General features: G+C 64.4%; 22 protein-coding genes. 11 read left to right on the top strand and 11 right to left on the bottom strand.

The genetic code is table 11. The features are described from left to right. The first annotated feature begins 11 nt into the window (after positions 1 to 11). Entirely contained in the window at positions 12 to 1,028 is a 1,017-nt protein-coding gene (locus ACZ0AV_RS18200; RefSeq protein WP_499152332.1) for a zinc-binding alcohol dehydrogenase family protein, read from the top strand. A gap of 98 nt (positions 1,029 to 1,126) precedes the next feature. Here the strand turns inward: ACZ0AV_RS18200 and ACZ0AV_RS18195 are convergent, their stop codons facing one another. The 5 genes from ACZ0AV_RS18195 to ACZ0AV_RS18175 all read right to left on the bottom strand — a co-directional run bounded on the left by ACZ0AV_RS18195 (position 1,127) and on the right by ACZ0AV_RS18175 (position 5,854). Beyond that, a complete protein-coding gene (locus ACZ0AV_RS18195; protein WP_499152331.1) occupies positions 1,127 to 2,011 on the bottom strand; it encodes a ChaN family lipoprotein in 885 nt (294 codons plus the stop codon). Positions 2,012 to 2,020: 9 nt separating this feature from the next. Beyond that, positions 2,021 to 2,788, bottom strand: coding sequence for a heme ABC transporter ATP-binding protein (locus ACZ0AV_RS18190; RefSeq protein WP_499152330.1), 768 nt, complete (start codon positions 2,786 to 2,788; stop codon positions 2,021 to 2,023). Then, complete coding sequence (locus tag ACZ0AV_RS18185) at positions 2,788 to 3,825, bottom strand: FecCD family ABC transporter permease (protein WP_499152329.1); 1,038 nt, start codon at positions 3,823 to 3,825, stop codon at positions 2,788 to 2,790. The genes ACZ0AV_RS18190 and ACZ0AV_RS18185 overlap by 1 nt, the downstream gene beginning before the upstream one ends. Further along, positions 3,822 to 4,706 (bottom strand): heme/hemin ABC transporter substrate-binding protein, encoded by an 885-nt coding sequence (locus ACZ0AV_RS18180; protein WP_499152328.1) that lies wholly within the window; start codon positions 4,704 to 4,706, stop codon positions 3,822 to 3,824. The genes ACZ0AV_RS18185 and ACZ0AV_RS18180 overlap by 4 nt, the downstream gene beginning before the upstream one ends. Before the next feature lie 68 nt (positions 4,707 to 4,774). Further along, the gene (locus ACZ0AV_RS18175) at positions 4,775 to 5,854 is read right to left on the bottom strand and encodes a hemin-degrading factor (protein ID WP_499152327.1); all 1,080 of its coding nucleotides are present in this window, start codon (positions 5,852 to 5,854) and stop codon (positions 4,775 to 4,777) included. 201 nt (positions 5,855 to 6,055) lie between these two features. Between ACZ0AV_RS18175 and ACZ0AV_RS18170 the strand changes: the two genes are divergently transcribed. Further along, positions 6,056 to 8,263, top strand: a complete 2,208-nt coding sequence (locus ACZ0AV_RS18170) for a TonB-dependent hemoglobin/transferrin/lactoferrin family receptor (protein ID WP_499152326.1) — start codon at positions 6,056 to 6,058, stop codon at positions 8,261 to 8,263. A 79-nt stretch (positions 8,264 to 8,342) separates the two neighbouring features. Further along, positions 8,343 to 8,660, top strand: a complete 318-nt coding sequence (locus ACZ0AV_RS18165) for a Rieske (2Fe-2S) protein (protein ID WP_499152325.1) — start codon at positions 8,343 to 8,345, stop codon at positions 8,658 to 8,660. Between the two features lie 103 nt (positions 8,661 to 8,763). Here the strand turns inward: ACZ0AV_RS18165 and sfsA are convergent, their stop codons facing one another. Both sfsA and ACZ0AV_RS18155 read right to left on the bottom strand, forming a co-directional pair. Next, positions 8,764 to 9,474: a DNA/RNA nuclease SfsA gene (gene sfsA / locus ACZ0AV_RS18160; protein ID WP_499152324.1), complete on the bottom strand. Its 711-nt coding sequence runs from the start codon at positions 9,472 to 9,474 to the stop codon at positions 8,764 to 8,766. Next, on the bottom strand, positions 9,464 to 10,645 hold the full coding sequence (locus tag ACZ0AV_RS18155; protein ID WP_499152323.1) for a pyridoxal phosphate-dependent aminotransferase: 1,182 nt from the start codon (positions 10,643 to 10,645) through the stop codon (positions 9,464 to 9,466). The genes sfsA and ACZ0AV_RS18155 overlap by 11 nt, the downstream gene beginning before the upstream one ends. Positions 10,646 to 10,974: 329 nt before the next feature. On the opposite strand from ACZ0AV_RS18155, the gene dksA reads away from it, so the two are divergent. The 3 genes from dksA to ACZ0AV_RS18140 all read left to right on the top strand — a co-directional run bounded on the left by dksA (position 10,975) and on the right by ACZ0AV_RS18140 (position 13,094). Then, entirely contained in the window at positions 10,975 to 11,418 is a 444-nt protein-coding gene (gene dksA, locus ACZ0AV_RS18150) for an RNA polymerase-binding protein DksA (RefSeq protein WP_499152322.1), read from the top strand. Between the two features lie 203 nt (positions 11,419 to 11,621). Beyond that, positions 11,622 to 12,509 carry a tRNA glutamyl-Q(34) synthetase GluQRS gene (gluQRS, locus tag ACZ0AV_RS18145; RefSeq protein WP_499152321.1) on the top strand — a complete coding sequence of 296 codons (888 nt, stop codon included), beginning with the start codon at positions 11,622 to 11,624 and terminating at the stop codon, positions 12,507 to 12,509. 51 nt (positions 12,510 to 12,560) lie between these two features. Continuing rightward, positions 12,561 to 13,094 (top strand): hypothetical protein, encoded by a 534-nt coding sequence (locus tag ACZ0AV_RS18140; protein WP_499152320.1) that lies wholly within the window; start codon positions 12,561 to 12,563, stop codon positions 13,092 to 13,094. A 101-nt stretch (positions 13,095 to 13,195) separates the two neighbouring features. Here the strand turns inward: ACZ0AV_RS18140 and ACZ0AV_RS18135 are convergent, their stop codons facing one another. Further along, positions 13,196 to 14,086 (bottom strand): lipase family alpha/beta hydrolase, encoded by an 891-nt coding sequence (locus ACZ0AV_RS18135; protein WP_499152319.1) that lies wholly within the window; start codon positions 14,084 to 14,086, stop codon positions 13,196 to 13,198. A 171-nt stretch (positions 14,087 to 14,257) separates the two neighbouring features. Here ACZ0AV_RS18135 and ACZ0AV_RS18130 point away from each other — a divergent pair, with 171 nt between their 5' ends. Together ACZ0AV_RS18130 and osmE are read left to right on the top strand one after the other, a co-directional pair. Then, positions 14,258 to 14,395: a hypothetical protein gene (locus tag ACZ0AV_RS18130; protein ID WP_499152318.1), complete on the top strand. Its 138-nt coding sequence runs from the start codon at positions 14,258 to 14,260 to the stop codon at positions 14,393 to 14,395. A 136-nt stretch (positions 14,396 to 14,531) separates the two neighbouring features. Then, complete coding sequence (osmE, locus tag ACZ0AV_RS18125) at positions 14,532 to 14,885, top strand: osmotically-inducible lipoprotein OsmE (protein WP_499152317.1); 354 nt, start codon at positions 14,532 to 14,534, stop codon at positions 14,883 to 14,885. A 132-nt stretch (positions 14,886 to 15,017) separates the two neighbouring features. On the opposite strand, the gene cysN is transcribed toward osmE, so the two are convergent. Together cysN and cysD are read right to left on the bottom strand one after the other, a co-directional pair. Continuing rightward, the gene (gene cysN / locus ACZ0AV_RS18120; RefSeq protein WP_499152316.1) at positions 15,018 to 16,913 is read right to left on the bottom strand and encodes a sulfate adenylyltransferase subunit CysN; all 1,896 of its coding nucleotides are present in this window, start codon (positions 16,911 to 16,913) and stop codon (positions 15,018 to 15,020) included. A 1-nt stretch (position 16,914) separates the two neighbouring features. Further along, complete coding sequence (cysD, locus tag ACZ0AV_RS18115) at positions 16,915 to 17,832, bottom strand: sulfate adenylyltransferase subunit CysD (protein WP_499152315.1); 918 nt, start codon at positions 17,830 to 17,832, stop codon at positions 16,915 to 16,917. Between the two features lie 385 nt (positions 17,833 to 18,217). Here cysD and ACZ0AV_RS18110 point away from each other — a divergent pair, with 385 nt between their 5' ends. Beyond that, a complete protein-coding gene (locus tag ACZ0AV_RS18110; protein WP_499152314.1) occupies positions 18,218 to 20,911 on the top strand; it encodes an autotransporter family protein in 2,694 nt (897 codons plus the stop codon). A 54-nt stretch (positions 20,912 to 20,965) separates the two neighbouring features. On the opposite strand, the gene ACZ0AV_RS18105 is transcribed toward ACZ0AV_RS18110, so the two are convergent. Beyond that, a complete protein-coding gene (locus ACZ0AV_RS18105; protein ID WP_499152313.1) occupies positions 20,966 to 21,724 on the bottom strand; it encodes a Nif3-like dinuclear metal center hexameric protein in 759 nt (252 codons plus the stop codon). 108 nt (positions 21,725 to 21,832) lie between these two features. Here ACZ0AV_RS18105 and algW point away from each other — a divergent pair, with 108 nt between their 5' ends. After that, complete coding sequence (algW, locus tag ACZ0AV_RS18100) at positions 21,833 to 22,978, top strand: Do family serine endopeptidase AlgW (protein ID WP_499152312.1); 1,146 nt, start codon at positions 21,833 to 21,835, stop codon at positions 22,976 to 22,978. 140 nt (positions 22,979 to 23,118) lie between these two features. Beyond that, positions 23,119 to 25,173 (top strand): TonB-dependent siderophore receptor, encoded by a 2,055-nt coding sequence (locus ACZ0AV_RS18095; RefSeq protein WP_499153390.1) that lies wholly within the window; start codon positions 23,119 to 23,121, stop codon positions 25,171 to 25,173. Positions 25,174 to 25,179 lie beyond the last annotated feature (6 nt).

The raw sequence follows: 25,179 nt of genomic DNA, 5'->3' as shown, positions 1-25,179 counted from the left end.
CGAGGAAACCCATGAAAGCCGTCGCCTACCACCAGTCACTGCCCATCGATAACCCGCAGGCCCTGCAGGACGTCCAGCTGGATGCGCCGACAGCCGGCTCGCGTGACCTGCTCGTCGAGATCAGGGCCATCTCCGTCAACCCGGTGGACACCAAGATCCGCCGCAACGTCGCCCCGGAAGCCGGCCAGGCCAAGGTGCTCGGCTGGGATGCCGCCGGCGTGGTCAAGGCAATCGGCAGCGACGTCACGCTGTTCAAGGTGGGCGACGAGGTGTCCTATGCGGGCGCCATCAACCGCGCGGGCGCCAACAGCGAGTTGCACGTGGTGGATGAGCGCATCGTCGGTCGCAAGCCACGCAGCCTGCCGTTCGCCGAAGCCGCGGCCATGCCACTGACCGCGATCACCGCCTGGGAGCTGCTGTTCGACCGCCTGCAGGTGGCCGACGGCACGGCCGACCAGGGCCAGAGCCTGCTGGTCGTCGGTGCGGCCGGCGGCGTCGGCTCGATGCTCGTGCAACTGGCGCGGCAGCTCACCGGCCTGACCGTGATCGGCACCGCCTCGCGGCCAGAGACCAAAGCCTGGGTACGCGAGTTGGGCGCCCACCACGTCATCGATCACAGCCTGCCGCTGAGCGAGGAACTGGCGCGCCTCGGCATCGCCCACGTCACCCATGTGGCCAGCCTGACGCAGACCGACCAGCACTATGACCAGTTGATCGAAGCCCTGGCGCCGCAGGGCCGCCTGGCGCTGATCGACGATCCGGTGCAGCCGCTGGACGTGATGAAGCTCAAGCGCAAGAGCATTTCCCTGCACTGGGAGCTGATGTTCACTCGCTCGCTGTTCGAAACCCCGGACATGCTCGAACAGCACCGCCTGCTCAACCGCGTCGCCGATCTGGTGGATGCCGGCACCCTGAAAACCACCCTGGGCGAACATTTTGGCACCATCAACGCCGAGAACCTGCGCCGCGCCCACGCGCTGCTGGAGAGCGGCACCGCCAAAGGCAAGATCGTGCTCGAAGGCTTCTGACCGAGCCCGCCCCCGTAGGTGGATGACGCTGTTTTCATCCACCCCCGCGGTTAACCATCGGTGGACGGACAAAGCGTCGTCCACCTGCAAGGGGGTGGCTAGCGCAATCGCGCGCAGTGATCCTCGGCCGGCAAGGCGGCGGTGTACCAGACGTAGTCCGCCTGCTTCGCCGTCACCGGCTTGCCGACTTCCGAGAGGATCAGCACCTGCACGCCGCCCGCGCCTCCCAGATCAGCGAGGTGCAGCGGCACGCCAAGGTCGCGGCGCACGTGATAGGCGCCAGCCAGCAGCATTGCCGGCTTGGGTGCGGCGACCAGGCGCTCGGCCATGCGCCGATCACGTTGTTGCTGCACCGCCAACATCGCAGGTAACTGGCTGATCGGCAGCTTGTCGCAATGGGCCTCGCGAATGTGTGCCAGCAACGGTTCGCGCACCGTGGCGGCCGTCGAGGCCTTGCCCGACAGGGCGGGCGGCTGGCGATAGATGGCCATGATCTCGGCGCGGTCGAGATTCGCCGCGCGCAACCCGTAATCCTGGGCCAGGGCATGGCGCACGAGCGGACCATAGAGCGCCCAGGGCCAACCATTGGTCCACTCCAGCGCCTTGGCGAGGTCATCGATCTGCCGGCCTTCACGCAGCTGCATCGCCACGTCGTCGGCCTGCGGTTGCTGGCTCGAGGCGAGCATTTCCAGCAGCAGGCTGCCCTGCTCGCGACGTTGCTCCAGTGCACGCAACAGCCACAACTGCAGCGCATGGTGATCGGTATTGTCATGCTGTTCGCCAACCAGCACCTGCGGCGCCCCGGCCAGCCGCTCGACCAGTTGTTCGGGCGTGAGCCGTTCGCCACTGTGCAGGTCGTGAATCTGACCCAGCTCGGCATGCGCGCGCCCCTCGGGGCTTTGCCAGGCGGGCACGGGGGCCAGCGCTGGCTGGCTCTGACAAGCGCCGAGCATCAGCACGGCACACAACAGGAGGTTTCGCATGGGGGCTCCTCAGCGGGCAACGATGAGTGGGTGGCCGCGCTCGGGGTGCTGCTGCACCAGCACCTCGAGGCCGAATACCGCGTGCAGCGGCTCGGCGCGCAGCACCTCGGCGGGCGTGCCACTGCCATGGGCCCGCCCGTTGTGCAGCAGCAACAGCCGGTCGCAATAGCGCGCGGCCAGGTTCAGGTCATGCAGGATCACCATCACCGCTGCGCCCTGTTCGGCAAAGCGCCGCACGGCCTGCAGCGTGGTGTGCTGGTGCAGCGGGTCGAGCATCGAGGTGGGTTCGTCGAGCAGCAGCGTCTGCTGCGCGCCACCCGGCCACAACTGCGCGAGCACGCGCGCCAGATGCACACGCTGGCGTTCGCCGCCGGACAACTCCAGGTAGCTGCGCTCGGCCAGGTGACCGGCATCGGCGGCCTGCAGCGCGTCGCGAACGATCTGCGCGTCGCGCGCCCGCCCGGTGTCGTGGGGCATGCGCCCCATCATCACCACATCGCGAACCGCGAAGGCAAAGCTCAGCGACGAGCTTTGTGGCAGCACCGCCAGGCGCCGCGCGCGCTCCACGCCCTGCCAGTCGCCAAGCAGCCGGTCGCCGAACCACACCTCGCCGCTGGCCGGGCTCAGCTCACCGCACAGGGCACCCAGCAGCGTGCTTTTGCCTGCGCCGTTCGGGCCGAGTACGCCGAGCACTTGGCCGGGCTGCAACTGCAGGTCGATGTCGGCAAGCACTCGCTTGTCGCCCCGCGAGACGGATAACCGATGCGCACGAAGCATCAGGTGCGCCCCCGCAGCAGCAGATACAGAAAGAATGGCGCGCCGATCAGCGCGGTGACGATACCGATGGGCAATTCGGCCGGCGACAGGATCAGCCGCGCGAACAGGTCGGCGAGCAGCAACAGGCTGGCACCGGCCAGTGCCGAGGCCGGCAGCAGCACCCGGTGATCCGGCCCGACCAGCAGGCGCACCAGGTGCGGCACCACCAGGCCGATGAAGCCGATCATGCCGGCCGCGGCCACCGCCGCGCCGACACCCAGCGCGGTGCAGAACACCAGTTCGCGCTTCAGGCGCTCGACCGCAACGCCCAGGTGGCGCGCCTCGGATTCGCCGAGCAGCAGGGCATTCAGCGCCAGAGCTCGACGCGGCAACCACAGCGCCACGGCCAGCGTGACCAGTAGCAGCGGCCACAGCCGAGCGTAGCTGGCACCATTGAGGCTGCCGAGGTTCCAGAAGGTCAGGGTGCGCAAGGTGGCGTCATCGGCCAGGTAGGTGAACAGCCCGATACAGGCGAAGGCCAGCGCATTGAGAGCGATGCCGGCGAGCAGCATGGTGGTCACGCTGGTCTGGCCGTTGCGACGCCCCAGGCGATAGACCAGTGCGGTCACCGTCAGGCCGCCGAGAAAGGCGCACAGCGACAGCAGATAAGGCGCGAACAGCTCGGGAACGCCGCCCAGCGCCGCTCCACCGACAATCGCGACAGCCGCCCCAAGCGCAGCGCCGCTGGACACGCCGATCAGCCCGGGATCGGCCAGCGGGTTGCGAAACAGCCCCTGCATCGCCACCCCACACAGCGCCAGCACGGCGCCGACGGCCAGGCCCAGCAAGGTGCGCGGCATGCGGATCTGGCCGAGGATCAGCTCGGCCTGCTGCAACCCCTGGCCGTCCAGCGGCAAGCCTGTCAGGCGCAGCGCTGCCTGCAGGGTATCGCCCAGCGGCAGGCTGACCGGGCCGAGCGCCAGCGACAGCCATAATGCGAGCGCGAGCAGCAGGCCCAGCGCGATGAACAGAGAGCGGGGGCTGATTACCGGTTTCATGGGGTAGCGGCAGGAAGCGGCGCGCGCCCAGGATAGAAGGCCGCGGACAGTGCGATGAGCCCCGCCGGTACACGCGGACCGAGACCGCCGACCAGCAGGGTCGGGTCGATCGCCACCAGGCGCCCTTCCCGTCCGGCCTTGGTCGCTGCCAGGGCCGGGTTCTGCCTGAGCAGCGCCTGCCTGGCTTCGTCACCGCTCAACCGGCGATCGGCGAAAATCACCACCTCCGGGTCCAGCGCCAGCAACGCTTCGGTAGACAACGCCTTGTAGCCATCGTGGGTGGTCAGGTTGCGGCCGCCCGCGCGCTCGATCATCCATGCCGCTGCGGTGTCCTGGCCGCCAGCCATGGGGCTGCTGCCGGCATGGCCGAGCAACAACAGCACGGTCGGTGCCGCGACCTCGGCCTGTGCCTTGGCGACCCAGCCGGCCTGCTCCCCCAGGCGCGCCTGATAATCGCTGAATACCCGTTCGGCGCGTTCCGGATCACCCAGCAAGGCGCCAATGCGTTTGAGGTTGCCGTGCAGCGCCTGCAGATCGGCAGCCGCCGACAATGCCTCGACCCTCACGCCTGCGGCTGCCAGTTGCGCCAGCACCGGCGGCGGCCCCATTTCCTCGGTGCCGAGCAGCACGTCAGGGCGCAGGGCCAGAATGCCTTCGGCGGCCAGCTGGCGCTGGTAGCCCACGCTCGGCAGTTTCTGCAGAGCGGCCGGGTGCTGGCTGGTGGTGTCGACGCCGACCAGCTTGCCTTCACCTCCCAGCGCCACCACCCATTCACTGAGCGAGCCCCCTGCGCTGACCCAGCGCTGGGGCGGGCTGTGGGCACTCGCCAGCGGCGGCAGCAGGCTGGCGAGCAGGGCAAACAGGACAAGGGGGCGGGTCATGGATCAGGCTCCGAAACGATCGGGAAAGGTATCAGGCAGGCTGATTAGGGCTGCCAGTTTAGCCGCAGTCACGCCGGCTGCGGCCCTGGGGCTCGCAGCGCTGGCGTCTCTTCGGCCAGGCGACGCCAGTCGTCGCGCTCCGGCACGCCGGGCTTACGCGCGCCGAAGAGCTGCAGGATCAGCTCGCCGCCGGCATCGAAGGCTTCCCAACTGGTGATCACCCCGTCGCTGCTCGGCTTGCGTACCCGCCACAGCTCCCGGATATCGTGGGCCTTGAGGTGCAGGTTGAACTGCGGGTCGAGCACGTTGAACCATTCACCCATCCAGCGCAGGTTGCTGACCGGCCCGGTGTGGATCTGGATACAGTGGCGATTGCCAACGAACACCATGATCGGCACCTCGACCGCCGCCGCTCGCTCGAATAGCCCCGGCAGCGCATCGGGCGCAAGCGCCTCGGCCCACTCGCGGCCCGCCAGGCGCAAGGCCTGGGTACGGGTGGCACCGTGGCTCTTGAGCAGGGCGAAGAAGTGGTGGGTGTCCTTGAGGGTCGACCAACCGACGCGCAGGGCGGCGGTATCGATCTGCTCGTCCGCGCGCTCCGGCGCTGGCACGGCAAGCGCTTGCAGGTCGAGCTCGGCGCTCTGCCGCGGGGCGCGAAAACGCTCGACCAGAGGCTCCCAGGCTGCCACTTCACTGTGCTCGGTGAGGTACACCTTGTGCACCGCCACTCCCTGCTGATCGAACACCTGGACGCTGCGCATCACGCCGCGCGGGCCCGTCTCCTCGACAGCGAACACGCTGGCCCAGCCGCCCAGGAACAGACGCAGGTCGATATCGGCGGAGACCACCAGGCCCATCTGGCCGTTACCAGTCACCGTCACGTCGCGATAGATGCCCTTGCGCTCATGCACGCAGGACGCGTTGCGGGTCAGCGCCATCACCTGGCCCAGTTCGCCAAGCTCCGGCAACAGCGATGCCCACTCGGGGCGCAGGCGCACGGTGTCGATGGCAAGCCGGCTGGCGGTCAGCTCCGCCTCGCTGACGCCCATCTGCTCCGCCGCATCCCGGGCGCGCAGGTGCGGTTGCTCGGCACGCAGTATCTGCCACGAGGCATACAGGCTGTCGGTAGCTACCGGTCGTTCGCTCATTGTTTCAACTCCCTCAACGTCACGCTGGCCATACCTGGAAACCTGGACCTGCAAGAGTAAATGCGCAGATTCGCGGGTGGTACCAGGCAAACATTAAATCATCTTAATTGTCACAACATCTCATTTACAAACGATAATCACTAGCATTAAATGCGCCGTCGCTGCCCCACCCTTGCTGCCGACATGACCAAGGAGAACCGCATGTCGTCCTTCGCTCCCCTCCCGCTCCGCCCCTGCCTTGCCATGCTGCTGCTCGGCCCTAGCCTCGTCCACGCAGCCCCGGCGCTGCAGCTGGAGAAGACCACCATCAGTGCCACACGTACCGAGCAGAGCACCCACAGCGTGCCGAGCACCGTATCGGTACTCGACCAGCAGGACATCGACCGCAAGACCGTCAAGAACATCAAGGATCTGGTGCGTTACGAACCGGGCGTGTCGGTCAGCGGTACTGGCAGCCGCTTCGGCCTGGCCGGGTTCACCATTCGTGGCATTGGCGGCAACCGCATTCTCACCCAGGTGGATGGCGTGCCGATGCCGGACGCCTTTGCCTTCGGCCCATTCCTCGATGCGCGCCGCAACTACGTCGACCCGGACACGCTCAAGCGCGTCGAGATCATCCGCGGCCCGGCCAGCTCGCTGTACGGCAGTGATGCCATCGGCGGCGCCGTCAGCTTCTTCACCAAGGACGCCGGCGATTACCTGCAGCCCGGTGACGATGCCCATGCACGCTTCAAGACCGGCTATGACGGCGCCGACGACAGCTGGTCGCGCAGCGCAACCTTCGCCGGCCGCCAGGGTTCACTGGATGGCCTGCTGCACCTGGGGCGGCGTGACGGCCAGGCACTCGACACCCACGGCGGCCAAGGCGGGATCGGCGCCAGCCGCGAAGAGGCCAACCATCAGGACTACACGGCCAACAACCTGCTCGCCAAGCTCGGCTGGAACTACCTCGACGACGACCGTCTGCAACTGACTTACGAGCGCTACGAAGACGATGCCGATACCCGGGTACTCAGTGAATACAGCCCTACGGCCACGGTGCGGACATCCGATGCCACCGACAACACGGATCGCCAGCGCGTCAGCCTGCAACACACGTTCGCCCTGGCAACGCCGATCAGCGACCATGCCGAGTGGCAACTGAGCTATCAGCAAAGCCAGATTCGCCAGCGCACCTACCAGCAGCGTTTCAGCGGCGGCAGCCTGCGTGAACGCAGCCGCGACTCGACCTATCAGGAAGACCTCTGGGCCTTCAACGCCAAGCTCGACAAAGCATTCGAAACCGGCCCGGCCAGCCACCTGCTGATCTACGGGCTGGATCTCAAACACCAGGAAAGCAGCGACCTGCGCAGAGGCCGTGAAGCATTCGCGAGCAACGGTCTGCCGGTTCCGGCAATCCCCGGCGATGAAACCTTCCCGCTCAGCGACTTCCCGGACCCGACCTCGACCGAATACGCATTCTTCATTCAGGACAACATCGAGATCGGTCGCTGGACGCTGCTGCCCGGCCTGCGCTACGACCACTACGAGATGAAACCGAAAGTCACGCAGCACTATCTGAACAGCCAACCGATCAACCGCAACCCCGCTGACTACCGCGACGAAGCCATCTCGCCCAAGCTCGGCGTCAGCTATCAGCTCGATGAAGCGCACAGCGTTTACGGTCAGTACGCCGCCGGTTTCCGGGCGCCGAATGCGGTGGATATCTTCGGCGAGTTCATCAACTTCGCCCGTAACTACCAGACCATCGCCAACCCGAGCCTCAAACCGGAAACCAGTGACAGTTACGAGATTGGCGTGCGTGGCCAGTACCAGACCGGCGCCTTTGGCGTGGCGCTGTTCTACAACCGCTATGACGATTTCATCGAACAGGTGACGCTGGCCAGCGACCCGACGGGCGCGGGGCGTATGACCTTCCAGTATCAGAACCTGGATCGGGTCACCATTCGCGGCGCGGAAGCACGCGGCGAACTGTTCCTGGACAGCTTCGGCATGCCCGCTGGCAGCCGTCTGCGCAGCGCCATTGCCTATGCGCGCGGCAAGGACGCAGCCAGCGGCCAGCCAATCAACAGTGTCGACCCGCTCAAGGCGGTGCTCGGGCTGGGCTACGACGCCCCGAGCGGTGGGTTTGGTGGCGAACTTACCTGGACGGTTGCCGCCGCCAAGGAACGTGTCGACCACACCCAGATCGCCAATCAATTCGAGCCATCGGGCTACGGCACCCTCGACCTCAGCGCCTACTGGAACATCGGCTCGGGTATCGCGGTGAATGCCGGCCTGTTCAACCTGACTGACAAACAGTACTGGCAATGGGGCGACGTGCGCAGCCTTACCGAGAACAGTTCGGGCCTGGGCCGCTACGCCCAGCCCGGTCGCCACGCGGCATTCAATGTGGTGTGGGAAATCTGATTGCATCGCGCACGGATGCGCGCCCTCTTCCATCACCAGGCCAATGCGGGATAATCCCCGCTCTGACCTGGAGATACCGATGATTCGTTTGTGCGCCCCGCATGAGCTCGCCGAAGCTCACAGCCGGGGCTTTGTCATTGATGAGCTGCAATTGTTTGCCGTGCGCAAGGACGGCGACGTGTTCGTGTACCGCAACCGCTGCCCGCACCGTGGCGTGGCGCTTGAATGGCAGGCCGACCAGTTTCTCGACCCCAGCGCCAGCCTGATCCGCTGCGCCCGGCATGGCGCGCTGTTCCTGATCGAATCCGGTGAGTGCGTGGCAGGGCCTTGCGAAGGCGATGCGCTGCAGGTGATCAGCAGCAAAGAAGACGCGGATGGGATCTGGGTCGATCTGTAGAGCAACCTGGGTATCGCTTCGCTCAACGCCAGGCTACAGAAGCATGCCGGCGGGACGCGGCCCCGTAGCCTGGGTGGAGCGCAGCGATACCCGGGAACGGTCTCTACGTCAGCAACACATCCAGCCGCCTTGCCACCTCGATGCCCTGCGGGGAGATATCCACGCCATAGGCCAGCACCTCCACACCCGCCTGCACGGCATCCCTCAACGCCGCCGCGTAGGCAGGGTCGATTTCCTCGGCCGCACGCACCGCCTCGATACCTGACAGGTTGACGCAATACAGCTGCACGGCGCGCGCACCGCTGCGCGCCAACGCCGCAAGCTCGCGCAGGTGTTTGGCGCCGCGCTCGGTGCGCGCATCGGGAAAGGCGGCCACCGCGCTGTCGGCAAAGCCCAGGGTGACGCTCTTCACTTCGACGAAGGCCACGCCGCTGGCGTATTCCAGGCAGAAATCCACCCGGCTGCGCTCCACGCCATATGGCACCTCGCGGCGCAGTGCGCTAAAACCGGCCAGCTCGCTGATCAGCCCGGCATGCAGTGCCTCTTCGATCAGGCCGTTGGCGCGCGCCGTGTTGATGCAGGCCAGGCGATCATGAGGTGTTGCACCGATCTCCCAGGTACCCGGCAGCTTGCGCTTGGGATCACTGGAACGGCTGAACCAGATCCGGCAGCCCTCGCTCATGCAATTGAGCATCGAGCCCGTGTTGGGGCAGTGGATGGTCAGCCGTTCGCCGGAGGCGGTTTCGATATCGGCGAGAAAGCGCTTGTAACGACGCAGCAAGCGGGCCTCTTCGAGGGGCGGATCAAACTGCATCGGGCGTCCAGTTCTTCAGGCCGCGGGCGATCCGCACAACCGCTTCTTCGAGACGCGGCAGGCTCTGCGTGTAGGCGAAACGCACGTGATGTGCAGATTGATGACGACCGAAATCCAGGCCAGGGGTGAATGCAACGTGCTCGGTTTCCAGGAAGTGCTGGCAGAAACCGTAGGCATCGCCACCGAAGGCGCGGATATCGGCATACAGATAGAAGGCGCCCTGAGGCTCGACGGCAATCCCGAACCCCAGTTCGCGCAGCGCCGGCAGCAGAAAATCACGGCGCTCGGCAAACGCCGCGCGGCGCTCTTCCAGGATGGCCAGGGTCTGCGGCTCGAAACAGGCCAGCGCCGCATGCTGGGCCATGCTTGGCGCACTGATATAGAGGTTCTGCGCCAGCTTCTCCAGGTCACCCACCGCCTGCGCGGGCGCCACCAGCCAGCCCAGGCGCCAGCCGGTCATGCCGAAGTATTTGGAGAAACTGTTGAGCACGAAAGCCTCGTCATCGACCTCCAGCACGCTGCTGGCATCCACGCCGTAGGTCAGGCCGTGGTAGATCTCATCGACCACCAGGTGACCACCGCGCGCTTTCAGCGCCTGCGACAACCCGGCCAGCTCCTGGGCATGCAACAGCGTACCGGTAGGGTTGGCGGGCGAAGCCAGCAGGGCGCCGACGCTGTCGGCATTCCAGTGCTCGGCGACCGCCTGCGGGGTCAACTGGTAGCGCTCTGCGGGGCCGACCGGCACCAGGTGCGCGGCGCCCTCCACCAGGCGCAGGAAGTGACGGTTGCAGGGGTAACCCGGGTCGGCCAGCAACCAGTGCTTGCCGGGGTCGACCAACAGGCTGGCGGCCAGCAGCAGGGCGCCGGAACCGCCAGGGGTAATCAGGATGCGCTGCGGGTCGATGTCCAGCCGGTAGCGTTGTGCGTAAAAGCCGGCAATCGCCTCGCGCAGGGCTGGCAGACCACGCGCCGCGGTGTAACGTGTGTGGCCCGCTGCCAGGGCCGCCTGCCCCGCGGCGACAATGGGCGCAGCGGTGGTGAAATCCGGCTCGCCGATCTCCAGGTGAATGACATCATGGCCGTCGGCCTGCAGCTCATTGGCCCGCGCCAGCAGGGCCATGACATGGAAGGGTTCGATCGCGCGACTGCGGGCGCTGTAGAGCTGGGCCATTGGATATGCCTTGGGAAACCCGATAAAGGTGGAATTCTATCAGGACGGCTCTGTCATACCGTGCCAATGAGGGAGAGAAACACCTGTTTACACTGCGACTGCACAGGCCGTTCGGCAGATAGACTGAGGCCCGGAGCGCCTACCGATGTCCGTGATAAAGCGGGCGCAGACGCTCTATCGAAGCAAGACGCCCAACCACGGCATCCGGGAGTGGCGCGGCTTGAGTCGATCTGGTAAGTTCGCCGGCTTGCAGTCGCAGGGCCGTTATTGTAAACGGCACGGAAACATTCCCTGCGCAGTGGATTAGAGAGAGTGAGAGGCGGTCATCCATGCCCATCAAAGCAAAAGCAACAAACGGCCAATTGATTCGTGGCTTCGAACCCTATAAGGAAACCAAGGGCGAGGAGTACATGAGCGAGGCGATGCGCGCCCACTTCACCAGCATCCTGAACAAATGGAAGCTGGAGCTGATGCAGGAAGTCGATCGTACCGTGCACCACATGCAGGACGAGGCAGCCAACTTCCCGGATCCGGCAGACCGTGCCAGCCAGGAAGAAGAATTCAGCCTGGAACTGCGTGCCCGTGATCGTGAGCGCAAGCTGATCAAGAAGATCGACGAAACGCTGCAGCTGATCGAAGACGAAGACTACGGCTGGTGCGATTCCTGTGGCGTCGAGATCGGCATTCGCCGCCTCGAAGCCCGCCCCACCGCCACCCTGTGCATCGACTGCAAGACCCTGGCGGAAATCAAGGAAAAACAGGTCGGCTCCTGAGTCGACTGAACGGGGCGCCCGGCAGGCCGTTTGAAAACGTAGCGAGCGAAGGACAGGCAAGGCAAAAAACCGGCGAAAAGCGCAATTTACGCAGCGTAAATGAGCATTTTGAGCTGGTTTTTAATGTCGCATGACCGAGCGCAGTAGTTTTCACGCAGCCTGTCAGGCGCCCCGTTTCGTTTCCCCCTCCGTAATACGCCCTCATGCCCAGCTCACCCTACGTCGGTCGCTTCGCCCCTACGCCCAGTGGCTACCTGCACTTCGGCTCGCTGGTGGCTGCCCTCGCCTCCTACCTCGATGCCCGCGCCGTCGGCGGCCGCTGGCTGCTGCGCATGGAAGACCTCGATCCGCCCCGCGAAGTACCGGGCGCGCAGGCCGCCATCCTGCAGACGCTGGAGCGCTATGGCCTGCATTGGGACGGTGAGCTGGTTCGCCAGAGCGAACGCCATGCCGATTACGAGGCGCTGGTACAACGTCTGTTCGATCAGGGCCTGGCCTACGCCTGCACCTGTTCGCGCAAGCAGCTCGAAGGCAGCGGCGGCATCTATCCCGGCCATTGCGGTAACGCCGGCCACGGGCGTCACGACGCCGCCATCCGCCTGCGCGCTCCACAACTGACCTACCGCTTCACCGACCGGGTGCAGGGCGAGTACAGCCAGCACCTGGGCCGTGAGGTGGGCGATTTCGTCATCTGCCGTCGTGACGGCCTGTACGCGTATCAGCTCGCGGTCGTACTCGACGACGCCTGGCAAGGCATCAACAGTGTGGTCCGCGGCGCCGACCTGCTCGACTCGACCCCGCGTCAGCTCTACCTGCAGGAACTGCTCGGGCTGCCCCAGCCGCGTTACCTGCATGTGCCGCTGATCATCCAGCCGGATGGCCACAAGCTCGGCAAATCCTACCGTTCGCCGCCCCTGCCCGATGACCAGGTCACGCCCCTGCTGCTGCGCGCCCTGCGCGCGCTCGGCCAGCACGCGCCAGGCGAGCTCGACGACGCCAGCACCGAAGAATTGCTGCTCTGGGGCGCACGCCATTGGGACGCCGAGCGCATCCCGCGGGTGCGCAGCCTGGCGGAAAGTCAGTTGCGCTGATCGCCGCTAACGGGCAGCCTTGCGACCCCAACTCAGGATCAGGAATCTGCCATGCACGCCCAGCTCGAAGAACTCATCGGAAAAATCAGCTCGGGCTGCCTGCCGCAGGACGAAATCACCCGCATCGCCACCGAGGCGGCCCAGGCGTACGCGGACCCGTCGGCCTTTCTGGCTGCCAACCCGGACATCAACTACGACGACAGCTTTCCCATCCCCCTGGGCGAGTGGATGGTGGTCGGCAACCTGCCAGAGACGGTGCTGTTCCAGGCCGACAGCTACGACGAGCTGTTTCGCCAGATCACCAGCTCGTTCGGCCCCGAAGTGAGTTTCGTGCTCACCGCCAAGCAATTGCACAAGGTCGAACCGCTCAAGGCCCTGAACCGCATCCAGGTGCAGCTCAGCAGCCTGTCCAAGGAAACCCAGGGCTATGTGCTGGTCGACTTCAGCGAGCCGCTGGACGACGAACTGCAAGCGGTGCTGGTGTACACCACCGACCTGCCGCGGGTACTGGAGCTGGCGGTGCAGGTCGGCATCTATGCGGCGCCGGCCTACGAGGCACTGAAGGCGGCGCAGGCCGAGCAGTGAGTCTGTCTCGAGCCTAGTTTTTTGCATCACGGCCCAGGGGAATCCCTGGGTATCGCTGCGCTCAACCCAGGCTACGCGTCCACCGTCATGGGCCGCGAGAATTACAGCCCGGCGTCGTGCAAGCGACGCAGGTGTTCGATATACAGGCTGACCGGATTGACGCCCTGGCCTGCACGGCCGAAATGCTGGTTGACGATGTCCAGGTGATCCAGTGGGTAATCGTCGCGGATCACCTTGCCCAGGTGAGAGCTGACACGGCCCACCATGCCGTCGCATTGCCCGGCCTCGCGCACGAAGGTGCGGGCGAAGCGCCGGCAGAACCAGTTCGACGGGTCACGCCGGTTGCCACCCTGGTCAGTGATTCCAGGCTGCAGCGTGCCGGACCAGGAGTAATAACGCACGCCATTGACCTCCTCCGGCCCTTCCTCGCCCCAGACCCTGGGCAGGCCCTGTGGATACTGGTGGTTGAAGATGCCGACACCCTCGGTGGTCAGCGAACGATGGGCGGCGGTGGCATTGATCGGCAGGCTCGCGCCGCGAGCGCCGCTGTCCAGTAACCTGATCACCCAGGCCAGGCCATGCACGGCCCCTTGCAGCAGCTTGCCGCGCAAGCTGCGCGGCCCGGCGGTGCGTTCGATATGGTCGGCCAGTTCCGAGCCCTGATTCGGCCCGGCCAGGGACGTTACCGAGGCGACCCATTCAGGCCGATGCGCGGCCGCATAACGACACACCAATGCACCCTGGCTGTGACCGAGAAGGTGGACTTTTTCAGCGCCGCTACGGCGCCGCGCTTCGGCGATCTGCAGCAGTAACTGCTCACCACGCAGCTCGGTGGCGTGAACCGGCGACAAGCGCGCCGGGTAGACATCCACACCCTGATTGCGCAGGGCGGTGACGATGCCGTACCAGTAATCGAAGCCCAGCAGGCTGACGAAACCCAGGAATCCAGGAACCAGCACCAGTGGATACTTGGGAACAGCACGATGACCCATTTCAGTCTCCATGGAGGAACGCCACCTGGCCAGAGCCGGCAACAAGCAAGCGTAAGGGAAAGCACATCATGATTGTCGATGGCCACTATCAAGCCAGTCGACTTCAACCCTGACTGCCTCGGCCCTAGCATGGTTCCGTGAAACACCGAATGCGGAAAACGAGGTGCAACCATGAAAGCCCTGACCATCGCCCTGCTCCTGAGCCTGATGAGCGCCAACGTGCTGGCATTGCCCAGCCGCAACCCGGCGCCCATCCTCGGTGAGCTGGTGGACAACAGCCAGCAGCAACAGCCCTACGCCGACCGGTAGCCCTGGATGAAGGCTGCAGGCGCACCCGGCAGTGCCTGCACGTCACGCCAGAGCGAGGCGTGATGATTTAGGACGAACTTATCCCGACCCGCCGCGCTCGAAAAAATGGTCTGGTTCATTACAAGGGAAAACCACCATGTTCAAGCAAAGTCTCGGCGCCGCAGCCGTTCTGGCCGTCCTTACCGGTTGTGCAGGTAAGCCTGAGAACCCGGTCGACCACATCACCTATCGCAACGAGCCGCTGGTCAAGCAGGTCGAGAAGGACATGAGCAAATCGACCGTACTGGAGCTGGGTGGCCCACCCTCCTCGGAGATGACCCGTACGCTTCTGCCGGGCACCTGCAACAACTACGTCCTCAACCGTGACGGCAAAGAGCAGCCCTACTACGTCGCCTTCAACTCGGCCGATCGCGTTGAAAGCAAAGGCTTCCTGACTTGCGAGCAGATGGAAATCAACGAGCGCGAACGCGCTCGTGGTAAAGGCATCTGATTGCAAGCAGCCGGTAATAAAAATGCCCGCCTCCAAGGAGAGCGGGCATTTTTTTATATCCACCAAAACCTGCTATGACCTCGTGAGCCAGAGCGCTGCGAGGACTAAGCGCCAGCTGATCATCAGTAGGTTTTAGATAGCGCCGCGGCTGCGCAGTACTGCCAGCACCTGCTTGACGCCCTCGTCCAGCGACAGGCTCTGGGTATCGAGCACCAGGTCGGCATCGAGCGGCACATCGTACGGGAAAGACTCGCCCGGGATGTTGTCGCCGCCTGCAGCGTAGAGCCCCTGCGGGTCACGCTCGGCACACACCTGTGGCGAGGCCTGCACGTACACCGTTATCAGCCGCTCGGCCCCGATCAGCGCTTTGGCCTGCTCGCGGCCTTCGGCATCCGGTGCCACGAAGGCGGCCAGGGTCAGCAAGCCAGCCTCGTTGAACTGCCGCGCCACGTGAGCGGCGCGCCGCCAGTTCTCGGTACGCCCGGCGCGATCCTGCGCCAGCCCCTTGTTCAGGTCATGGCGCAGGTTCTGGCCATCGAGTACATACACGGCGCGGCCCATGTCGAACAGCTTGCGCTCCAGCGCATAAGCCAGGGTGCTCTTGCCAGCGCCAGACAGGCCGCTGAACAGCACCGTGGCCGGCTGCTGGCCGAAGCGCGAAGCACGCTCGGCAGTGGAAACGTGGCCGGACTCGCTGTGATGCCCCGAACCCGACACGCGCGCGTCGGCGATGATCATGCCGGCGCCGACGGTGCCATTGGTGAGGCGGTCGATGATGATGAACGCGCCCGTGGTGCGGTTGTGTTCGTAGCCGTCCAGGGCAATCGACGCATCGAGGGCAATCTTGACCTTACCGATTTCATTGAGCTGCAAACTGCTCGCCGCGCCTTCCTCCAGGGTGTTCACGTCCACCCGGTGAGCGATGCTCGCGATGGAGCCCGGCACGTAGCTGGTAGCGCGTTTGATGTCGTATTTCTTGCCCGGCAGCATCGGCTCTTCGGCCATCCACACCAGCATGGCGTCGAAGCTGTCGACTACCTGTGGGCGGTTGTCGGCATGCACCAGCATGTCGCCGCGCGACACGTCGATCTCGTCTTCCAGGGTCAGGGTAATGGCCTGGCCCGGGCCGGCCTGCTCCAGCTCGCCTTCATAGGTGACGATGGACTTGACCTTGCTGCCCTTGCCCGACGGCAGGGCGATGACCTCGTCGCCCTTGCGCACGATGCCGCTCGCCAGGGTCCCGGCGAAGCCGCGGAAGTTCAGGTTCGGACGGTTGACGTACTGCACCGGGAAACGCAGGTCATCGAAGTTGCGGTCGCCCGCCACTTCCACGGTCTCGAGAATTTCCATCAGCGACTGGCCGCTGTACCACGGCGAGCGCTCGGACTTGTTGACCACGTTGTCGCCCTTGAGCGCCGACATCGGCACGAAGAACAGCGAGGTGGGCTTGAGATTGATCTTGTCGGCGAACGACAGGTAGTCGGCCTTGATCTGCTCGAACACGCCTTGGTCGAAGTCCTTGAGGTCCATCTTGTTGATGGCGACGACGATGTGCTTGATACCCAGCAGCGAGGCGATGAAGCTGTGGCGCTTGGTTTGCGTCTGCACGCCGTAACGGGCGTCGATCAGGATGATCGCCAGGTCGCAGGTCGAGGCACCGGTAGCCATGTTGCGCGTGTACTGCTCATGGCCGGGGGTATCGGCAATGATGAACTTGCGCCTGGCGGTGGAGAAGTACCGGTAGGCCACGTCGATGGTGATGCCCTGCTCGCGCTCGGCCTGCAGGCCGTCGACCAACAGCGCCAGGTCGACTTCCTCGCCGGTGGTGCCGCTCTTCTTCGAGTCGCGGGTGATGGCTTCCAGGTGATCTTCGTAGATCATCTTGGAGTCGTGCAGCAGGCGCCCGATCAGGGTGCTCTTGCCGTCATCGACATTGCCGCAGGTGAGGAAGCGCAACAGTTCCTTGCGCTCGTGTTGCGCCAGGTAGGCGTGGATGTCTTCGCTGATCAGTTCGGATTGGTGCGACATATCAAAAGTACCCCTGACGTTTTTTCTCTTCCATGGAACCGGCACCGTCGTGATCGATCACGCGGCCCTGACGCTCGGAAGTTCGGGTCAGCAGCATTTCCTGGATGATGTCGGTCAGGCTGGTCGCATCGGACTCCACCGCGCCGGTCAGCGGGTAGCAGCCGAGGGTCCGGAAACGCACCTTGCGCTTCTGGATGCGCGCTTTTTCGTCATCGGAGAGGTGCTCGAGGATGCGCTCGTCGTCGATCATGATCAGCGTGCCGTTCTTCTCGATGACATCGCGCTCGGCGGCGAAGTACAGCGGCACGATGGGGATCTGCTCGAGGTAGATGTACTGCCAGATGTCCAGCTCGGTCCAGTTGGACAGCGGGAATACACGGATCGACTCGCCCTTCTTGACCTTGCCGTTGTAGACGTTCCACAGCTCGGGGCGCTGGTTCTTGGGGTCCCAGCGGTGCTTGCTGTCGCGGAACGAATAGACGCGCTCCTTGGCGCGGGACTTCTCCTCGTCACGGCGCGCGCCGCCGAAGGCCGCATCGAAACCATGCTTGTCGAGCGCCTGCTTGAGGCCCTCGGTCTTCATGATGTCGGTGTGCTTGGCACTGCCGTGGGTGAACGGGTTGATGTTCTGCGCCACGCCATCGGGATTGATATGGGTGATCAGGTCCAGGCCCATCTCCTCGACCATCTTGTCGCGGAAGCGGTACATCTCCTGGAACTTCCAGCGCGTATCCACGTGCATCACCGGAAACGGCAGCTTGCCAGGAAAGAACGCCTTGCGCGCCAGATGCAGCATCACGGCGGAATCCTTGCCGATGGAATAGAGCATCACCGGGTTATCGAATTCGGCGGCCACTTCACGAATGATGTGGATGCTTTCCGCCTCGAGCTGTTTCAAGTGCGTCAGTTTGTCGAGCATGGCTACTCACGGGATCACGAAATGTTTATTCAGGCCGGCGGGCCTTGGACGAGCGCGCACTCTAGCACAGCGCCTGCTTCTATTCAGGGAGGCCGTTAGATCGAAACGATCTAGCGTTATAGCTGTGAATTTGGGCTAGCGGACAGGCTTGCGGCCCAGGGCAGGCCGAACAGGATGGAGGCATTTGTACAGGTTGACGGAACTACGCTAATTGCCACGTCGTCAATGAACCCTGCGAAACAGTTCGCAGAGCTGGCCATGCATGCTTGATCGTTACACGAACGGAAATCAGCATGCGCCCGCATCAATCCCGTCTGCTGAAAAGCGAGTGCTCGCTCGCAGTCAAACCAGGGTGTTTCACGCTGTTGTGCTCAAGGAGAGCCAAATGTCATCCACACCGCTAACCCGCTCCGTACTTGCCCTCGCCATCACCACTGCCAGCCTTTGCGCTCACGCAGAAACCTACCAGATCGAAAACGGCCCCAGGACCTGGAGCAATCAGACGATTGCCGATGGCCTGGCCATTTCAGGTGTACTCGCGACGACAGAAAATGCCGTCACCCTGACCGGCAATACCGCTGTGCAGGGCGACCTCGACCTCAGCGCCGATATCACGACCACCGCCGCAAATGCGACTGCAGTAGTGATCGACAACACGCAACTCGTCGGCGGTATTACCAACAGCGGTGCACTCAAGGTCACCGCGATCGACGCACTTACCGGCGGTTCGAATACCCCGGCAGGTATGGGCCTGAACTCGGTCACGGCAGGCGGTGGCCTGAAGAACAGCGGCAACATCGAGGTGAACAGCCTCGATCACGCCGACGGCATTCGGATCGGCTCCAGCACATTGACCGGCACGGTCGGCAATGACGGCGTCATCTCGGTCAGCGGCGACAATATTCACGGTATCGCTGCTTATGCGGGTGCCGAACTGGGGGGCCTGAACAATACCGGCTCCATCACGGTCCGCGGCATCACCGCGCCGGGCGATGCGAGCAACCTCAGCGAGGCTGAAGGCATCACTGTCGACACCAGCATCGTCAGGGGCGGCCTGAACAACAGCGGTGACATTACCGTCAACGCGTACGAAGCAAGCGGGATTGCCGTGCATGCCTACGAGGGACGCGCGGATCTGGCGCGTATCAACGGCGACCTGACCAACAGCGGCAACATAGCGGTCACGTCGGTAGGCGGCCAGGGTAGTAGCGCAGCGGGAATCGTGATTTCCCACGCCGAGATCGCTGGTGAGCTGAACAACAGCGGCACCATTATCGCCACGGGGGCCGATTCCGCAGGCATCTATGTCGATGGTGCACGGCTCGAAGGCAATATCGTCAACAGCGGAACCATCAGCGGCGGTCGTGTCGGCATCTACCTGAACCGCCCCAGCGATCCATCACTCTTCCCGGCGATTCAGCACAACGGCGGCCTGATCGAAGGTGGCGAATACGCGATTTTCTCCGAAGGTACGGATGCCTCCAGCCTGAATCTGGCCGGCGGTACCCTCAAAGGAAACCTCTCCGGGGTTGCCTACATCAACGTCAGCGGCAGCGCGGTTTTCGACGGCAGCTACATCAATGCCCTGCAATACGGCGGCGTGGACATGAACAATGCACAGGACAGCCCCTTGGGCAGGGCCGGCCACCTGACGCTGATTCAACCCCATGTCATCCTCGATGGCTTCCTCGAAATGAACGGAGGCACGGTGCTTCAGTTGAACCTCAGCGAGGCGACCGACCCGAACCGCGCCATCGTCACCGTGCGCGACGATGCCTATTTTGCCCCCACCAGCAGCATCGCCCTGCGTCCGACCTCCGAAGCATTCCGCGCGTCTCGCAAGGAATACACGCTCGTCCACGCCGGCGTACTCGAGTATGACGGTGCGGGTCCGCGGGTGGTCAGCAGTTCACCGCTACTGACCGTCAATTCGTCGCGCCTCACCAATACCGATATCCTCGCCACCGTCAGCACGGTATCCGACCAGCAAGCCGGCGAGATCCTCGAGCAGGCCGGTAGCAGCTCCAACGCCAGCCGTGCATTCCAGCCGTTCTACGCAAACATCATGGGCCAACTGGACAGCAGCGACCCGGTCTTCCAGGCATTCGCCAACGCCGACGAAGCCCAGCTCGCAGCCCTGAGCGAGCAGCTCACACCGCAAGTTGACGGCGCCGCGCAAGCGGCAGCGAGAGCGGCGCAAAGCCTGGTAAGCGGCGCGGTAACCTCGCGTACGTCGGCGCTGCGCGGTGCGTCCTCGGGTTCCGCCTTCAGCGACAGCGGCTTCTGGGTGCAGGGTCACGACAGCGACCTGCGCCAGGGACGCCGCAGCGGCATCGCCGGTTACGACGCCGACAGCCGAGGCCTGAGCCTGGGTATCGATGGCAAGGTGAACGAGCAGTGGACGCTGGGCGCCGCCTACAGCACCCTCGACACCAGGGTGAGCGGGCGCAACGGCAACAAGAGCGACATCGACAGCCAGGTGCTGACGCTCTACTCGAGCGTCGAGCAAGGCCCGGTGTTCGTCGACGCCAGCGTGAGCTACGGCTTCAACGACAACACCAGCAAGCGCACGATTGCCGGCACCCGGGCCAAGGGCGAGTTCGACAGCCAGTCGCTGGCGCTGAACCTGGAGGCGGGCTACGGCCTGCATGCCAACGGCATCACCCTTGAGCCACGCGTTGCAACACGCTACAGCCGCCTGGACATCGACAGCTACCGTGAAAAAGGTTCTTCGGCAGCACTGGCAGTGAGCAGCCAACGTTACGAGACCATCGAGCTCGGCGCGGGTGCACGTCTGGCCAGCCAGTTCTCCGTCGGCCAGGGCACGCTGGAGCCGGAGCTGAAGCTGATGGCCTATCACGACTTCGCCGCCGATCAAGCCACCAGCACCTCAAGCTTCGTGCTTGGCGGTTCGTCATTCGTAACCCACGGCGCCAGCCCGGCGCGCGACAGCTACGAGGCAAGCCTGGGCGTCAACTACCGCGTCGGCGCGCTGAGCCTCGGTGCCGGCTACGAGCACATCGGCCGCTCGGGCTTCGATGCCGATACCCTGCGCGCCAAGGTTCGTTACGACTTCTGATCCTGCCTCAAAACGGCGACCGGGCCTGCCGCCCGGTCGCCATCCTTCCAAGCCCTAGATCGGGTTCGGACAATCGATGAACAAGTGCTCGATGGCGAAGCGGCGGCTCAGGTAATCCCCTAACGCCTGCACGCCGTAACGCTCGGTGGCGTGATGGCCGGCCGCGATGAAGCTGATGCCGTTCTCGCGGGCGCTGTGGTAGGTCTGCTCGGAGGCTTCTCCGGTCAGATAAAGATCGACCCCCGCGGCGATGGCCTGATCGATGTAACCCTGGCCGCCCCCCGTGCACCAGCCAATGCGGCTGATCATCCCGTCGCCTTCTACCAGCAACGGTTCGCGCCCCAGCACCTCGTGCACGCGCCGGGCGAAATCTCGCGCGCTGACGGGTTGTGCGAGCGAGCCTATCAGACCGACGGTGCGCGGGTTGTCAGGCTCCAGCGGCCCCTCGACGGTGATATCCAGCTGCCTGGCCAACTGCACGTTGTTGCCCACATCGGCGTGTACATCCAGCGGCAGATGATAGGCCAGCAGGCTGATGTCGTTGGCCAGCAGGGTTTTCAGGCGTCGCTGCTTCATGCCGGTGATACAGGCATTCTCGCCCTTCCAGAAATAGCCATGATGCACCAGCAGCACGTCCGCACGGGCCTCGACGGCGGCCTCGATCTGCGCCAGGCTGGCGGTCACACCGCTGACGATGCGCTGCACCTGCGGCCGGCCTTCGACCTGCAGGCCGTTGGGGCAGTAATCGCTTATCCGCGAGGCGCCCAGGTAACGTTCGGTGTCCTCCACCAGGGTCGTCAGAGCAATGGCCATACTGTTTCCTCATGAGCTGTCGCGAACCGCTGCTTTCTTGGCGCGGTTCTCTATAATGGCGCACCTTAAGGGCCCGATCAGGGCCTCGCAACCCTCAGGATTGGATCGATGCTCAAGGCCCTGCGTTTTTTCGGCTGGCCACTACTGGTCGGCGTTCTGGTGTCGCTGCTGATCATGCAGCAGTACCCGCAACTGGTGGGCCTGCCGATGCAAGACGTGCAACTGCGCCAGGCGCCCGTCTACGCCAGCGCGCAGGAAGGGCCGGCCTCCTACGCCGCCGCAGTGAGCACCGCGTCGCCTGCGGTGGCCAACCTGTACACCACCAAGTACGTTGGCAAATCCAATCACCCGCTGCTCGACGATCCGCAGTTCCGCAAGTTCTACGGTGAAAACCTGCCGGGCCAGCGGCGCATGGAATCGAGCCTGGGCTCGGCGGTGATCATGAGCCCGGAAGGCTATCTGCTGACCAACAACCACGTGACCGCCAATGCGGACCAGATCGTCGTGGCCCTCAAGGATGGTCGGGAGACGCTGGCACGCGTGATCGGCAGTGATCCGGAAACCGATCTCGCGGTGTTGAAGATCGACCTCAAGGACCTGCCGTCCATGACCCTGGGCCGCTCGGACAACATCCGGATCGGCGATGTGGCGTTGGCCATCGGCAACCCGTTCGGGGTCGGCCAGACGGTGACCATGGGCATCATCAGCGCCACCGGGCGCAACCAGCTGGGCCTCAATACCTACGAGGACTTCATCCAGACCGACGCGGCCATCAACCCAGGCAACTCCGGAGGCGCGTTGGTCGACGCCTACGGCAATCTGGTGGGCATCAACACGGCGATCTTTTCCAAATCCGGCGGTTCGCAGGGCATCGGCTTCGCCATTCCGGTGAAGCTGGCGATGGAGGTGATGCAGGCGATCATCGAACATGGCCAGGTCATTCGTGGCTGGCTGGGACTCGAGGTGCAACCGCTGACCCCGGAACTGGCCGAGTCCTTCGGCCTCGAAGGCCGCCAGGGCATCATCGTCGCCGGCATCTACCGCAATGGCCCGGCGCAGAAAGCCGGCCTGCAACCCAACGACCTGATTCTCAAGATCGACGGCGAACCTGCCGGCGATGCCCGCCGCTCGATGAACCAGGTCGCCCGTGCCAAGCCTGGCGAGACCATCCGCATCGAGGTAATGCGCAACGGCAAGATGATGGAACTCAGCGCCGAAATCGGCGTGCGCCCTCCCGTCGCCACCAGCAACTAAGCAGACCCACTCGCGATTTCGCGCACGCGAGTGTTGCAGTATGGCAGCATTAAAATGTAATGTTATTACATAAATAACATCTGCCAAGGATCTGCATCTTGCGTCGCTCCCTCGCCCTGCTTTCCAGCTTTCCGCTCAGCCTGCTGAGCCTCTCCTGCTACGCCGAGAACGCCGATACGCTGCTGCTCGACGAAAGCGTGATCAGCGCCGAGCACCGGCAGGAGGCCGCCGACGGCCCAGTTCAGGGCTACCGCGCCACCCGCTCGGCAACCGCCACGCGCACCGACACCGACATCCGCGACACGCCGCAAAGCATCCAGGTGGTGCCGGCTCAGGTGCTCAAGGACCTCAACACCACCCGCATCGACCGCGCCCTGGATTTCGCCGGCGGCGTGGCGCGGCAGAACAACTTCGGTGGCCTGACCTTTCTCAACTACAGCGTGCGGGGCTTCACCACCGGTGAGCTGTACAAGAACGGCTTCGCGATCAACCGCGGCAGCTACAGCTCGCCGGATACCTCCAGCATCGAGCGCATCGAAGTGCTCAAGGGCCCGGCGGCCAGCCTCTACGGCCGCGGCGATCCGGGCGGGCTGGTCAACATCGTCAGCAAACGCCCGCAGGACGAAGCCTTCACCAGCCTGTCGTTCAGTGCCGGCAGTTGGGATCGCTACCGCAGCAGCCTGGACGTCAATACGCCACTGACCGAGGACGGCAGCCTGCTGTCGCGGGTCAACATGGCCGTCGAGGATAACGGCAGTTTCCGCGATCATGTCGGCAGCGAGCGGCGCATCGTCAGCCCGTCGCTGAGCTGGCAGCTGTCTCCCGATACCCGGCTGATGCTGGACGCCGAGTTCTCGCGTACCGAGTCGGTGTTCGACCGCGGCATCCCGGCGGTCAATGGCCAGCTGGGCTCGGTGAAGCGCTCGACCTTTCTCGGCGAGCCCAACGACGGCGAGATCCGCAACGACAACCAGACCCTCGACGTGGCGCTCGAGCACTACCTCAACGACGCCTGGAAGCTGCGTCTGGCCAACCACTACACCCAGGGCACGCTGCAGGGAAACAGTTCGGAACCCCAGGCGCTGGTCGGTACCACCATCACCCGTTTCTATCGCCAGCGCGACTTCGAATGGAACGACAACATCACCCAGGCCGAACTGCACGGCGATTTCGAGCTCGCCGGCTGGCAGCATCAGACGCTGATCGGCCTGGAATACGAAAACTACCGCAACAGCCAGAAGTACCCGCAGAGCGCCACGCTGGCAAGCTATGGCCTGGACATCTACAACCCGGTCTACGGCCAGCCGAAGCCGCCCCTGACCCGCGCCAACGATTTCCACGAACGCACGCAAAGCTACGCACTCAATCTGCAGGACCAGATCGCCTTTACCGATCGCTTGCGCGGCCTGGTCGGCGTACGCCTGGAGCACATCGAACAGACGGCGCTGAACCGCACCACCGGCGTCAGCAACGGCCAGGAAAAGGACGTCGCCACGCCGCGTCTCGGCCTGCTCTATCAACTGACCCCGCAGGTCGGCGTGTTCGCCAATGCCTCCACCTCGTTCAAGCCCAACAGCATCGGTACCCAGGGCCAGGTGTACAAGCCGGAAAAGGGCCTGGGGTACGAAACCGGGGTGAAACTCGACCTGCTTGATGGCCGCCTTGGCGCGACCATCGCCCTGTTCCGGATCGACAAGGAAAACGTCATCACCACCGATGCCCTGGGTGACAGCGTTGCGGCCGGCGAGGCGCGCAGCCAGGGCCTGGACATGCAGGTCAGCGGACAACTGAGCGACGCCGTGCGCATCATCGGCGCCTATGCCTACATCGACGCCGAGGTGACCAAGGGCGACGCGGCACTGCCGGCAGGCAGCGACCTGCTCGGCATCGCGCGCAACAGCGCCAGCCTGATGAGTGTGTATGAATTCCAGGACGGCGCCCTGCGCGGCTCCGACCTCGGCGCGGCGCTCAACTACGTCGGTGAACGCTCCGGCCAGGCCGGCAGCAGCTTCACGGTGCCGTCCTACAGCACGGTCGATCTGCTCGCGCACTACAAGGCCAGCGAGGACGTCACCGTCGGCCTCAACCTCAACAACCTGTTCGACCGCAAATATTACGAGCGCGCCTTCAACAGCGTCTGGGTGCAACCTGGCGAGCCGCGCAACCTCAGTGTCAGCCTGACCCTCAACCTCTGATCGAAA

It is taken from the genome of Pseudomonas sp. AC532 (assembly GCF_979258965.1).
This window is presented reverse-complemented; position numbering and strand designations above follow the sequence as displayed.